Source organism: Pseudomonas fluorescens, from assembly GCF_902497745.1.
Lineage (GTDB): Bacteria > Pseudomonadota > Gammaproteobacteria > Pseudomonadales > Pseudomonadaceae > Aquipseudomonas > Aquipseudomonas fluorescens_BM.
The window spans coordinates 24,418-38,312 of record NZ_CABVHJ010000011.1; the positions used below are offsets into that span (position 1 = coordinate 24,418).

Consider the following 13,895-nt stretch of genomic DNA (forward strand, 5'->3'; position numbering starts at 1 on the left):
AATGTACTCCATGACGAACCTGACTCCCCGCCGTACCGCCATCCTGACGTTTATCCGCGATCGCATCGCCGAACACGGTCAGCCCCCAAGCCTCGCTGAAATCAGCGAGGCTTTTGGTTTTGCCTCGCGCAGCGTGGCGCGCAAGCACGTGCTCGCGCTCACCGAAGCCGGGTTTATCGAGGTCAACCCGCATCAGGCCCGGGGCATTCGCCTGCTCGGGCAAGCGCCGCGCCCTGAGCTGCTCGACATCCCCGTGCTCGGTCGCGTCGCTGCCGGTGCGCCGATTGGCGCCGATGCCGACATCCATAGCCGCTTGCTGCTCGACCCGGCGCTGTTCTCGCGCACGCCCGACTACATGCTGCGGGTGCAGGGCGATTCGATGATCGAGGACGGCATTCTCGACGGCGATCTGGTCGGCGTGCGGCGCAATCCCGAAGCGCTCAACGGCCAGATCGTCGTGGCGCGGCTCGACGGTGAAGTCACCATCAAACGCTTCGAACGGCTCGGCGATGAAGTGCGGTTGTTGCCACGCAACCCGGCGTATCAGCCGATTGTCGTGCGCGACGATCAGGATCTGGCCATCGAAGGGGTGTTCTGTGGTCTGGTGAGGCAAGGCTGATGGGCGCCGTCGTTGCGTTGGACACGCTGTTCAATGGCGGCCAGGTCTGGAAAGGCCGGCCTGCGCCGCCGGCCGCCAGCCCGCAACCGACCGGGCATGCGGCGCTGGACGCGGCACTGCCCAGCGGTGGCTGGCCAGAAGCGGCGTTGAGTGAAATCCTCCTGGCCGGCCCCGGTGTCGGCGAACTGCAACTGGTCTGGCCGACGCTGGCGCGGTTATCGGCGGCGGGCGAGCGTATTGTGCTGGTGGCGCCGCCATTCGTGCCGTACCCGCAGGCGTGGGAAAACGCCGGGGTTGATCTGCGCCAGTTGTCGGTGATCCAGGCCAGCGAGCGCGATGCCTTGTGGGCGGCGGAACAATGCCTGCGCTCAGGCAGTTGCGGCGCGGTGCTGTGCTGGCCGCACAAGGCCGATGACCGCGCGTTGCGCCGTTTGCAGGTGGCAGCGGAAACCGGCCAGACCCTGGCATTTGCCTGGCGTCCGTTGAGCGAAGCGGTCAATCCGTCACCGGCGGCATTACGGATTGCCATCGATGCCAAACCCGCGCAGTTGCGCGTCCTCAAGTGCCGTGGCGGACTCGCGCGTACGACGCCAATTGCTTTTGCTGTGAGTCACTGAGGTCGCCATGCGCTGGGTGTGTATTCTGTTTCCGCAATTGGCCTTGGACGCGGTGCTGCGTCAGCGTCCCGATCCCGATGAACCGTTGGTGCTGCTCAGCGGCCCGGCCCAGCGCCGGGTGCTGCAAGCGGTTAATCCTGCCGCGCGCAAACTCGGTCTGCGCGCCGGCCAGTCGATGACCGCCGCCCAAGCGATGAGCAAAGGGTTTGCCACTGCGGATTACGAGGCCGCCGAGGTCGAGCATTGGCAGCAGTTTCTCGCCGCGTGGGCCTACGGTTTCAGTGCGCAGGTCAGCGTGCATTACCCGCGCACCGTGGTGTTCGAGATCGAATCGAGCCTGGGACTGTTCGGTTCCTGGGCACAGCTCGAAGCACGGTTGCGCAAGGAGCTGAGCGATCTGGGTTTTCGCCATCGCATCGTCGCCGCACCGAATCCGGTGGCGGCGCGGGTGCTGGCCAATGCTTACGATGGCTTGGTGGTGCCGGACGGCGAGGCCTTGCAGCATCACCTCGGTCAGTTGCCTGTCGACCGCGTCGGTCTGGAACCGGCGGTGGCCACGGCGTTGTCGCGCATGGGTCTGCGCAATCTCAGTCAGGTGCAGAGCCTGCCGCGTCAGGCACTGGCCCGCCGTTTCGAGGCGCAGATGCTCAAGCATCTCGACACCTTGTTCGGTGCGCGACCCTTGGCGCTGGAATTTTACTTGCCGCCGGATCGCTTCGATGTGCGCATCGAACTGAATTTCGACGTGCAGTCGCATCAGGCCTTGCTGTTCCCGTTACGCCGTTTGACCGGTGACCTGTCGGCGTTCCTCTGCGGGCGTGACAGCGGCGTACAGCGTTTCGACCTGCATCTGGAACACGCCGGGCTGCCGGACAGCGTGATCAAGGTCGGTTTGCTCAGTGCCGAACGTGATCCGGCGATGCTTTTCGAACTGGCGCGCGGGCGGCTGGAACAGGTGCAAGTCGAGGCGCCCGTGCGCGGCTTTCGTCTGCGCGCCGAGGACCTGCCGAGTTTCGTCCCGCAGTTTCAGGAACTGTTCGACGACCGTCCGCAGCAGACCTTGCCGTGGGAGCAGTTGCGCGAACGCCTGCGCGCACGGCTCGGTGATGACGCCGTGCAGGGGCTGCGTTTTCAGGCTGATCATCGCCCGGAGTGCGCGTGGCAGCACGGCGTCGACAAACAGCGCTGCGCAGGCTTGCCGAGCGTGCACCGTCCGGGTTGGCTGCTCGGTGAACCGCAGAGCGTGGCGCAAGGTTCGGCGCGGATTCTCATGGGCCCGGAGCGCATCGAGTCCGGCTGGTGGGACGGCGACGATGTGCGCCGCGATTATTACCTGATCCAGAACCGCGTCGGCCAACAGGGCTGGGCTTATCGCACGGTGGGTGAGGGCGGTCCGTTGTGGCTGCAGGGCTGGTTTGCATGAGCGACGGTTATGCCGAACTGCACTGCCTGTCGAACTTCAGTTTTCAGCGCGGTGCTTCCAGTGCCCTTGAGCTGTTTCAACGGGCAAAAAAACACGGCTATCAGGCGCTGGCGATCACCGATGAATGCACGCTGGCCGGGATCGTTCGCGCCTGGCAAGCGGCGAAGTCCGTTGAGCTGCCGCTGATCATCGGCAGTGAAGTACGCATTGAAAACGGCCCGAAACTGGTGCTGCTGGTGGAGAACCTGGCGGGTTATCAGGCCCTGTGCGGCTTGATCACCCGCGCCCGGCGGCGCACGCAGAAAGGCCAGTATCAGGTGTTGCGCGAAGACTTCGCCGAGTCGTTGCCGGGGTTGCTGGTGTTGTGGGTGCCGGATTCACTCGATGACGTGGAAGAGGGCCGTTGGCTGCAGCAGACCTTCGCCGAACGCTTGTGGCTGGCGGTGCAATTGCATCGTGGCCAGGACGATCAGCAGCGGCTGACGGCGTTGTTAAGTCTGGCCACCGAGTTGCAGATTCCGGCCGTGGCCAGCGGCGATGTGCACATGCACGCCCGTGGTCGCCGCGCCTTGCAGGACACCATGACCGCGATCCGGCATCACGTGCCAGTGGCCGAGGCCGGGTTGCGTTTGCATCCCAATGGCGAGCGACATTTGCGCAGCGTCGAGGTGTTGCGCGAGTTGTATCCCCAAGCCTTGCTCGACGAATCGGTGAATCTGGCCCGGCGCTGCACTTTCGATCTGGGTGAATTGCGTTATCAGTATCCGAAAGAACTGGTGCCCGAGGGGCACAGCGCCAGTTCCTGGCTAAGGCAACTGACCAAGGAAGGCATCGCCTGGCGCTGGAAGAAAGGCGCGCCCTTCAAGGTGCTGCGGCAGATCAACAAAGAGCTGAAGCTGATCGCCGAACTCGGCTACGAAAGCTACTTCCTCACCGTGCACGACGTGGTGCGCTTTGCCCGCGACCAGAGCATTTTGTGTCAGGGCCGTGGCTCGGCGGCCAACTCGGCGGTGTGCTTTGCCTTGGGCATCACCGAGATCGACCCGGACCGCACCACGTTGCTGTTCGAACGTTTTATGTCGAAGGAGCGCAATGAACCGCCGGACATCGACGTCGACTTCGAGCACGAACGCCGCGAAGAAGTCCTGCAATACGTGTTTCGCCGTTACGGCCGTGGTCGCGCGGCGTTGACCGCAGTGGTCAGCACTTATCACGCTGCTGGCGCCGTACGCGATGTGGCCAAGGCCCTCGGCCTGCCGCCGGATCAGATCAACGCACTGGCCGATTGCTGCGGCCACTGGAGCGATGAAACACCGCCGCTGGAGCGCTTGGTCGAGGGCGGCTTTGACCCGGAAAGTCCGGTGCTGCGCCGGGTATTGAGCCTGACCGGACAACTGATCGGCTTCCCTCGGCACCTGTCGCAACACCCCGGTGGCTTCGTGATTTCCGAGCAACCGCTGGACACGCTGGTGCCGGTCGAGAACGCGGCGATGGCCGAGCGCACGATCATCCAGTGGGACAAGGACGACCTCGACGCGGTTGGCCTGCTCAAAGTAGATATCCTCGCCCTCGGCATGCTCAGCGCAATTCGTCGCTGCTTCGATTTGCTGCGTCGCCATCGCAATCTGGACCTGAGCCTGGCGACTATCCCGGCCGAAGACAAACCGACCTACGAGATGATCAGTCGCGCCGACACCATTGGCGTGTTCCAGATCGAGTCCCGCGCACAAATGTCGATGCTGCCACGTCTGAAACCGGCGAAGTTCTATGACTTGGTGATCGAAGTGGCCATCGTCCGCCCCGGGCCGATTCAGGGCGGGATGGTCCATCCGTACCTGCGCCGCCGCAACAAGGAAGAAGAGGAAACCTATCCGTCACCGGAACTGGAAGTGGTGCTCAAACGCACCCTCGGCGTGCCGCTGTTTCAGGAACAGGTGATGCAGATCGCCATTGTCGCCGCCGATTACAGCCCCGGAGAGGCCGATCAGTTGCGCCGCTCGATGGCCGCGTGGAAACGCCACGGCGGACTCGAGCCGCACAAGGAACGCCTCGCCGCCGGCATGAAGAAAAACGGCTACACACCGGAATTCGCCGCGCAAATTTTCGAGCAGATCAAAGGCTTCGGCAGCTACGGTTTTCCCGAATCCCACGCCGCCAGTTTTGCCTTGCTGACCTACGCCAGTTGCTGGCTCAAGTGCCACGAACCGGCGGCGTTTGCCTGTGCGCTGATCAATAGCTGGCCGATGGGTTTCTACAGTCCGGACCAGATTCTCCAGGATGCGCGCCGGCATCAGTTGCAGATCCGCCCGGTCGACGTGCGCGCAAGTGATTGGGATTGCAGCCTGGAAACCACCACAGCGGCGCAACCGGCGATTCGCATGGGCCTGCGCATGATCAAGGGCTTTCGCGAAGACGATGCCCGGCGCATCGAGGCGGCGCGGGCGCGTGGGGCATTTGCCGATGTCGCCGACTTGGGCGAGCGGGCGGCGCTCGACAGTCGGGCGCAGGCGTTGCTCGCCGACTCAGGGGCGTTGCGCGGCCTGGCCGGGCATCGACATCGGGCGCGCTGGGAAGTGGCCGGGGTGCAGAAACAGTTGGGTCTGTTTGCCGGGTTGCCGAGTCAGGAGGAACCGGAAGTGCTGCTGCCCAAACCCAGCGTTGGCGAGGATCTGCATGCCGATTACGCCACGGTCGGCACCACGCTGGGGCCGCATCCGCTGGCACTGTTGCGCGGTGAACTCAAAGCCCGGCGCTGCCGCAGTTCGCAGGAATTGCTCGACGTCGAGCACGGTCGGCCGGTGAGCGTCGCCGGGCTGGTCACCGGACGCCAACGACCGGGCACCGCCAGTGGTGTGACGTTTGTGACGCTGGAAGACGAGTTTGGCAACGTCAACGTGGTGGTCTGGCGTGATCTGGCCGAGCGTCAGCGGCAAGTACTGGTCGGTTCGCAATTGCTCAAGGTCGATGGCCGCTGGGAGCGCGAAGGCGAAGTGCGCCACCTGATCGCCGGGCGTTTGAGCGACCTCAGCCCATTGCTTAATGGCATTCGCGTGCAGAGCCGCGATTTCCACTGATCCTTTCTCCCAAGCCAAACACCAACCCAAGTCAGACACAAAACCCTGTGGGAGCGAGCTTGCTCGCGAAGGCGGTGCATCAGACAAATATTCGTTGAATGACGAACCGCTTTCGCGAGCAAGCTCGCTCCCACAATGGATTTGCGTAAGGCCAATCAAGCCAATTCACTGGCGTCAAAAAAACCTGTCCTCAATGATGGCACTTTGTCATAATGCCGGCCCTTTTCAGCTCCCGCCGCGCATTGCCGCGCCGGGACATCCCCGTTTTTCAAAGGAATACTCAGTGAGAATGATCTCCCGGATGCTGGTCTCAGGCGTCGCGATTGCTGTGCTCGGCACGATTGCCGGCACACTCGCCGGTTGCGCCACCGAAAGCTCGCGCGCGCTGCCGGTGGCCAAGGTTGAAAGCGCCTCCCAGGTCTGGACCGGCGTTCGCGTGCCAATGGCTGTGGGTAAGTTCGACAACCGCTCCAGCTACATGCGTGGGATCTTCTCCGACGGTGTCGACCGTCTCGGCGGTCAGGCCAAGACCATCCTCATCACTCACCTGCAGCAGACCAACCGCTTTAGCGTGCTGGACCGCGACAACATGGGTGAAATCCAGCAGGAAGCGGCGATCAAGGGCCAGGCCCAGCGTCTCAAAGGTGCTGATTACGTGGTTACCGGTGACGTCACCGAGTTCGGCCGCAAAGAGACTGGCGATCACCAGTTGTTCGGCATTCTCGGCCGTGGCAAGACCCAGGTCGCTTACGCCAAGGTCAACCTGAACATCGTCAATATCAGCACCTCGGAAGTGGTGTATTCGACTCAGGGCGCTGGCGAATACGCACTGTCCAACCGCGAAATCATCGGCTTCGGCGGCACCGCTGCCTACGACTCCACCCTCAACGGCAAAGTACTGGATCTGGCCATGCGCGAGGCGATCAATCGTCTGGTGGATGGCATGAACGCCGGTGCCTGGAAACCGGGTAACTGATCGACGCCCATTGCAAGGAGCAACACCCCATGACTCTGAATTTGTCGCGCTCGTTGATGGCGCTGACGCTGGCTGCCAGTGCCTTGCTGGCCGGTTGTGCTTCCGGCCCGCAAACCCTGTACCAATGGGAAGGCTACGAACCGCAGGTCTACGAATACTTCAAAGGCGAAGAGCCGAAAGAAGCCCAGGCTGAAGCACTGGAACGTGACCTGCAGAAAATCCGCTCCACCGGCAAAGCCGTACCGCCGGGTTACCACGCGCACCTTGGCCTGCTCTATCTGAGCATGGGCAAGGACGACCAGATGGTGCAGCAGTTCAAAACCGAGAAAACCCTGTTCCCCGAGTCCGGGACGTACATGGATTTCCTGCTCAAGAACGCCAAGAGCGGAGACGCGAAATGATCGCGCGTACCTTGAAGCTGCTGGCCGCCGGTCTGGCCCTGACCGTGCTGGGTGGCTGCGTTGCGCCCAAGACCGTGGATTACTCGGCTTATAAGCAGGCGCGGCCGAAAACCATTCTGGTGCTGCCACCGCTGAACACTTCGCCGGATGTGAAGGCGTCGTACAGCCTGTTGTCGCAGGTGACCTTCCCACTGGCCGAAGCCGGTTACTACGTGCTGCCGATCGCGCTGGTTGACGAGACGTTCCGCCAGAACGGCCTGAGCACCCCGGACGATATCCATCAGGCACCGCCGAGCAAACTGAAGGAGATCTTCGGTGCGGACGCGGCGCTGTACATCACCGTGACCGAATACGGTACGCGTTACATGGTGATCAGCAGCGAAACGGCGGTGACCGCGACGGCGAAACTGGTCGACCTGAAAAGCGGCACCACGCTGTGGACCGGTTCGGCACGGGCGTCGAGCGAAGAGGGCGGCAATAGCAATGCCGGCGGTATCGTCGGCATGCTGATTTCGGCGGCGGTGAAGCAGATCATCAACAGCGCCACCGATGCCGGCTACCCGATTGCCGGTGTGGCGAGCAATCGTCTGCTCTCGGCCGGACATCGGGCAGGCCTGCTGTACGGCCCGCGCTCGCCGAAGTACGGCACCGACTGAGAAACGATATAAATCCCTGTGGGAGCGAGCCTGCTCGCGAAGGCGGTCTGTCATTCAAAGATTATTTGTCTGATGTACCGCTTTCGCGAGCAGGCTCGCTCCCACAGGGGTGATGCGTTTCTCTTCTGGGTTATTTGGCGGCCGGCCAAAACCGCTCGCCACCGCCCGGCGCTTCCGTCCACGCTTGCAACGAGCGGTTCGGCAGGTCGAAGTAATCGCGGGTTCGTGCGTAGCCATGGCCACCCATGCGCCTGATCGCATCCAGGCCCAATTGATCGATATACAGCGTCTTCGGATCGATCAACTCATCGCGCACATACGCCATCACCACCTCGCCAAAAATGATCTCCCGCGACTGACCGATGTTCAGCGCCATCATCCGTTGGTATGCAATATATGAATGCAATTTGCCAAGGCCCGGATTAACCTGCGTCTGCCGCCCTTTTTCCATGGTCAGGCACCGCCAAGGGCAGGTTGCCTGACGCTAAAGGAGTGTTCGAATGACCGAGAAGAAACCGGAAACCACGGTCGACCGCGTCTACCAAGGGATTTACGAGGCGATCAGCAAGCGTTCGTTGCGCCCGGGGATGAAGCTGGGCGAGGCCTCGTTGGCCGAGTTATTCAATGTCAGCCGCACGTCGGTGCGCGCCGCATTGAAGCAACTGGAGGCCGATGGACTGGTCACCACCGAGCCCAATAAAGGGGCGTCGGTATCGCTGCCGAGCAATGAAGAGCTTCGCTCGCTGTTCGAAACCCGGCGGCTGATCGAGATCGGCATCGTCACTGAACTGTGCCGGCGCAAGGACAGCACCGCGATGCAGGACCTGCGCGAACACCTGCTGCTGGAAGATGAAGCCCATGCGGCGGGCGATCATGAGCGGCTGATTCATCTGCTCGGCGAGTTCCACATCAAACTGGCGCGCAGCCTGAATAATCCGGTGCTGCTTGACTGGTTCCAGAAGCTGATTTCCCGCGCTTCGCTGTATGCCGCGGCGTTAGACGACGACAGTCATGAAGTGTGCCGCGACGACGAGCATTTGCGCCTGATCGAGTACATCGAGGCCGGCAATCAGAGCGCTGCCATCGAGCTGACTTGCATGCATTTGAACGGTATCGAGAAAGCCATCCTCGACGTCGCCGCGAAGATGAAAACTGGCTACCATCCGCTCAAGCACCTGATCGGGGTCTAGGCTCCAGACCGGGATGAAATCGGCTATACCTCTAATGAAACCAATGCGACTGAAGACGCTCGAAACAGACGGGCGTCGCGTCGTTATGGCGCCGCGATTTATCGGGCAACCACCTAAGGACACTGAGTCAGTCGATGCAGTTTTTATCCGATAGCCATGGTTGTGAGGGCTGGAAAGGCGAAATGGCCGGACGCATCAGTGCGTTCGACTGGCGCCATACCGAACTCGGCCCGCTGGACACCTGGCCAGCCAGCCTGTGCAGCGCGGTGCAATTGATGCTGGCGTCGCCGCTGCCAATGGTCATGCTCTGGGGCCGCGCCGGCTACATGATCTACAACGATGCCTATTCGATATTTGCCGGTGGTCGGCACCCGTATCTACTCGGTGCGCCGGTGGAGCTGGGTTGGCCGGAAGTCGCCGATTTCAACCGGCACGTGGTCGATACCTGCCTGGCCGGCGGCACTTTGTCTTACCGCAATAAAGAACTGGTGCTGTTGCGCGATGGCGTCCCCGAAGACGTGTGGATGGATTTGTATTACAGCCCGATCGCCAACGATGACGGGGTGCCAGCCGGGGTGATGGCGATGGTGGTGGAAACCACGGAATTCATGCACTCCGAACGCCGCCGTCAGGCCGCCGAAAAGGCTTACCGCGCTGACAATGAGCGGGTACGTCTGGCGCTGAATGCCGGTGCCTTGCTTGGCTCGTTTGTCTGGGACGTGAAAAACAACACATTGTCAGCAGACGAGCGTTTCGCCCGTACGTTCTCTTATCCGCCGGATCATGACCTGAACAATCTGGCCCAGGACATTGCCGAGTCACGCATCCATCCCGATGATCACGCCTGGGTACAGGAACGAATCGCCCATTCCGTGCAGACCGGTGAGCCGTATAACGCCGAATATCGCGTCCGGCGCAGTGACGGCAGTTATCTGTGGGTGCTGGCCAGCGGCGCTTGCGAGTTCGACGAGCACGGCAAGCCGTTGCGCTTTCCCGGGGTGCTGATCGACATTCATGAACGCAAGATTGCCGAAGAATCCCTGCTCAAATTCACCCGTAACCTCGAACAGCGCGTCGGCGAAGAAGTCGAGGCGCGGCTGGCGGCTGAAGAGCAGTTGCGTCAGTCGCAGAAGCTCGAAGCCATTGGCGGTTTGACCGGTGGCGTCGCTCACGACTTCAATAATCTGTTGCAAGTGATCGCCGGCAATCTGCATCTGCTTGCACGTCACGAACCGAACAACGCCAATGTGCAGCGCCGAGTCAGCGCCTCACTGGCGGCGGTCGAACGCGGTGCCAAGCTGTCCTCGCAATTGCTCGCGTTTGCCCGACGCCAGCCGTTGTCTCCAGCGGTGTGCAACCCGCGGCAGATTTTCGAAGGCGTCGGCGAATTGTTGCAGCGAGCGCTGGGTGAAACCATTCAGATCGATGTGCAACTGCCGCAGCAACCGTGGCATATCAACGTCGACCGCAACCAGTTGGAAAACGCCATTCTCAATCTGGCGATCAACGCTCGCGATGCGATGAAGGGCGAGGGCACCATTGCGCTCAGCGCTGCCAACGTGCGCCTCGATCGCGAGTTCTGCGCCGGCAAAGGCATCGTCCCCGGCGAGTTTGTCCGCGTCGCGGTCAGTGACTCCGGCGCCGGCATCGCGCCAGGCATTCTGGAGCAGGTGTTCGAACCGTTTTTCACCACCAAGGCCGATGGCCAAGGCACCGGTCTGGGCCTGAGCATGGTGTTCGGTTTCGTCAAGCAGAGCGGCGGCCACGTCGAGATCGCCAGTACCGTCGGTGAGGGCACGCGGGTGCAGTTGTACTTCCCGCGTAGCCTGCGGCCGATCCTTGATGAAGCCCCCAATCTGCAACGGCAGCAGAGCGGTGGCCACGAGACGATTCTGGTAGTCGAAGACAACGACGCCGTGCGCGCCTCGGCCGTCGAGTTGTTGCGCGAGGAGGGTTACCGCGTGCTGACCGCCGGCAATGGCGATGCGGCCATGCAAATGCTCCTCGACGGCGTCGAGGTCGACTTGATCTTCACTGACGTGGTCATGCCGGGGCTGATCAAAAGCTCTGACCTGTTTGCCTGGGCCAAGGTACAGACGCCGCCGGTGGCGGTGCTGTTCACCTCCGGGCACACCCGCGACATCATTTCGCGCAATCACCAGTTAAGCCCTGACACGCACTTGCTCGGCAAACCGTATAGCCCGGAAACCATGTTGCAGATGATTCGGGTGGTGCTCGGTAGCTGAGCGTTGAACATTCCTTCACCAAGGCAGGTCGATGACTTCCAAACGCACCTCTAAAGCGCCCGCCGGCATGGTCCGGGTGCGCGGCGCCCGTGAACATAACCTGAAAAACGTCGATGTCGACATCCCCCGCGATGCACTGGTGGTGTTTACCGGGGTGTCCGGTTCGGGCAAGTCGTCGCTGGCGTTCTCGACTTTGTATGCCGAAGCCCAGCGCCGTTACTTCGAATCGGTGGCGCCGTACGCGCGACGGCTGATCGATCAGGTCGGCGTGCCGGATGTCGACTCCATCGAAGGCCTGCCACCGGCCGTCGCTCTGCAACAGCAACGCGGTACGCCGAGTACGCGCTCGTCGGTGGGCAGCGTGACGACGTTGTCGAGCCTGATCCGCATGCTCTATTCGCGCGCCGGCAGTTATCCGCCGGGGCAACCGATGTTGTATGCCGAGGACTTTTCGCCGAACACCCCGCAAGGCGCGTGCCCTGAATGCCATGGCCTCGGCCGGGTGTATGAAGTCACCGAAGCGCTTATGGTGCCCGATCCCAACCTGACCATCCGCCAGCGCGCGGTGGCGTCCTGGCCGCTGGCGTGGCAGGGGCAGAACCTGCGCGACATCCTCGTGACCATGGGCATCGATGTCGACATCCCGTGGAAGAAGCTGCCGAAAAAACAGCGCGACTGGATTCTCTTCACCGAAGAAACCCCGACCGTGCCGGTGTACGCCGGGCTGACCCCGGAAGAAACCCGCGTCGCCCTCAAGCGCAAGATGGAGCCGAGTTATCAGGGCACCTTCACCGGTGCGCGCCGCTATATCTTGCACACGTTCACCCATTCGCAAAGTGCGCTGATGAAGAAGCGCGTGTCGCAGTTCATGCTCGGCAGTCCTTGCCCGCTGTGTGACGGCAAGCGCCTGAAGCGTGAAGCGTTGTCGGTGACGTTTGCCGGGTACGACATCGGTGAGCTGGCGCAGATGCCACTGCTGCAAGTGGCCGAGGTTTTGAAACCCGTGGCAGCGCAAAGTTATCTGGAGCACGTCGAGGAAACCGGCGAGACCTTGAGCCACGCGCAAACCCGCGAGGCCCGCCAGCAGCGGGTGGCCCATGGCGCCAGCGGCCATGCCAGCGCGCCGGATGTGCGGCACACGCCGAACCTGTCGCTGGAGAAACGCCTGGCGGCGCAGCGTATTGCCGAGGACTTGCTGGAGCGGGTCAGCACCCTGACCGATCTGGGCCTCGGCTATCTGGCGCTGGAGCGCAGCACGCCGACGCTGTCGTCGGGTGAGTTGCAGCGCTTGCGTTTGGCGACGCAGTTGGGCTCGCAATTGTTCGGGGTGATTTATGTACTCGACGAGCCATCCGCCGGTTTGCATCCGGCCGATGGCGAAGCGCTGTTCGAAGCCTTGCAACGCTTGAAGGCTGACGGCAACACGCTGTTCGTCGTCGAGCATGACCTGGAAACCATGCGCCGTGCCGACTGGCTGATCGACGTGGGTCCGGCGGCGGGCGAGCAGGGTGGGCAGGTGTTGTACAGCGGCCCGCCTGCAGGTCTGGCCGGGATCGCACAGTCGCAGACTCGCGCATATCTGTTTGCCGAGTCGCAACGCCAGACAAGAACGGCACGTAAACCGACGGCGTGGCTGAAACTCGAGGGCATCACCCGCAATAATCTGAACAACCTCAGTGCCGAATTTCCCTTGGGCTGCTTTACCTCGGTGACGGGTGTGTCCGGCTCGGGCAAGTCGAGTCTGGTCAGTCAGGCATTGCTGGAACTGGTCGGCGCGCAGTTGGGCCGTCCCACGCTGGAAAGCGAACCGGAGGAACTCAGCCTCGAAGACGACGCACCGCAACTCAGCAGCGGCCAGATCGTGTCTGGGCTGGAGTCGATCAAGCGCTTGGTGCAGGTCGATCAGAAACCGATCGGCCGCACGCCACGCTCGAATCTGGCGACCTACACCGGTTTGTTCGACAACGTGCGCAAACTGTATGCCGCGACCGACGATGCACGGGCGGCAGGCTATGACGCCGGGCAGTTTTCCTTCAACGTCGCCAAAGGCCGTTGCGCCACTTGCGAAGGTGAGGGGTTTGTCAGCGTCGAGTTGTTGTTCATGCCGAGTGTCTATGCACCGTGTCCAACTTGTCATGGCGCGCGCTACAACCCGCAGACGCTGGCGATTCTCTGGCAGGGTTTGAGCATTGCGCAGGTGTTGCAACTGACCGTGGATGAAGCGGTGGAAGTCTTCGCCGAGCAACCGGGCATTCGCCGTTCACTGGAAGTGTTGCGGGACATTGGCCTGGGTTATCTGCGTCTCGGGCAACCGGCCACGGAACTGTCCGGCGGCGAAGCACAGCGCATCAAACTGGCCACCGAGTTGCAGCGCAACCAGCGCGGCGCGACCTTGTATGTGCTGGATGAACCAACCACCGGGCTGCACCCGCGCGATGTTGACCGGTTGCTGGAGCAGCTGGATTCGCTGGTGACGGCAGGGCACACGGTGATCGTGGTCGAGCACGAAATGCGCGTGGTCGCGCAGAGTGACTGGGTGATCGACATCGGGCCGGGGGCAGGGGATCAGGGCGGCAGGATTGTCGTGGCGGGCACGCCGCAGAAGGTTGCGGCGAGCAAGAAGAGCAAGACCGCGCCGTTTTTGGCTCGGGCTTTGAACCGATAGGTGTGTTGGCAGGGCTGACGTCTTCGTC

10 protein-coding genes and 1 pseudogene are annotated in these 13,895 nt (G+C 62.3%); 10 read left to right on the forward strand and 1 reads right to left on the reverse strand.

Annotation, left to right across the window (positions count from 1 at the left end):
• The first annotated feature begins 1 nt into the window (after position 1).
• The 7 genes from lexA to F8N44_RS17880 all read left to right on the forward strand — a co-directional run bounded on the left by lexA (position 2) and on the right by F8N44_RS17880 (position 7,766).
• Positions 2-619 (forward strand): transcriptional repressor LexA, encoded by a 618-nt coding sequence (lexA, locus tag F8N44_RS17850; protein WP_150651212.1) that lies wholly within the window; start codon positions 2-4, stop codon positions 617-619.
• Positions 619-1,236, forward strand: a complete 618-nt coding sequence (gene imuA / locus F8N44_RS17855) for a translesion DNA synthesis-associated protein ImuA (protein WP_150651213.1) — start codon at positions 619-621, stop codon at positions 1,234-1,236. The genes lexA and imuA overlap by 1 nt, the downstream gene beginning before the upstream one ends.
• Before the next feature lie 7 nt (positions 1,237-1,243).
• Positions 1,244-2,659, forward strand: coding sequence for a Y-family DNA polymerase (locus tag F8N44_RS17860; RefSeq protein WP_150651214.1), 1,416 nt, complete (start codon positions 1,244-1,246; stop codon positions 2,657-2,659).
• Entirely contained in the window at positions 2,635-5,733 is a 3,099-nt protein-coding gene (locus F8N44_RS17865; protein ID WP_224794786.1) for an error-prone DNA polymerase, read from the forward strand. Before F8N44_RS17860 ends, F8N44_RS17865 begins: the two co-directional genes overlap by 25 nt.
• A 289-nt stretch (positions 5,734-6,022) precedes the next feature.
• On the forward strand, positions 6,023-6,709 hold the full coding sequence (locus tag F8N44_RS17870) for a CsgG/HfaB family protein (RefSeq protein ID WP_166674995.1): 687 nt from the start codon (positions 6,023-6,025) through the stop codon (positions 6,707-6,709).
• Between the two features lie 29 nt (positions 6,710-6,738).
• Positions 6,739-7,110 (forward strand): DUF4810 domain-containing protein, encoded by a 372-nt coding sequence (locus tag F8N44_RS17875; protein ID WP_007912524.1) that lies wholly within the window; start codon positions 6,739-6,741, stop codon positions 7,108-7,110.
• The gene (locus F8N44_RS17880) at positions 7,107-7,766 is read left to right on the forward strand and encodes a DUF799 domain-containing protein (RefSeq protein ID WP_150651216.1); all 660 of its coding nucleotides are present in this window, start codon (positions 7,107-7,109) and stop codon (positions 7,764-7,766) included. The genes F8N44_RS17875 and F8N44_RS17880 overlap by 4 nt, the downstream gene beginning before the upstream one ends.
• Positions 7,767-7,896: 130 nt before the next feature.
• Here F8N44_RS17880 and F8N44_RS17885 read toward each other — a convergent pair.
• Positions 7,897-8,151: pseudogene (locus tag F8N44_RS17885) on the reverse strand (flavin reductase family protein); the annotation flags it as partial.
• 115 nt (positions 8,152-8,266) lie between these two features.
• On the opposite strand from F8N44_RS17885, the gene F8N44_RS17890 reads away from it, so the two are divergent.
• From F8N44_RS17890 to F8N44_RS17900, 3 genes are all read left to right on the forward strand, one after another.
• Positions 8,267-8,956 (forward strand): GntR family transcriptional regulator, encoded by a 690-nt coding sequence (locus F8N44_RS17890; protein ID WP_150651217.1) that lies wholly within the window; start codon positions 8,267-8,269, stop codon positions 8,954-8,956.
• 134 nt (positions 8,957-9,090) lie between these two features.
• The gene (locus F8N44_RS17895) at positions 9,091-11,202 is read left to right on the forward strand and encodes a PAS domain-containing sensor histidine kinase (RefSeq protein ID WP_150651218.1); all 2,112 of its coding nucleotides are present in this window, start codon (positions 9,091-9,093) and stop codon (positions 11,200-11,202) included.
• Positions 11,203-11,233: 31 nt separating this feature from the next.
• Positions 11,234-13,867 carry an excinuclease ABC subunit UvrA gene (locus F8N44_RS17900; protein WP_150651219.1) on the forward strand — a complete coding sequence of 878 codons (2,634 nt, stop codon included), beginning with the start codon at positions 11,234-11,236 and terminating at the stop codon, positions 13,865-13,867.
• Positions 13,868-13,895 lie beyond the last annotated feature (28 nt).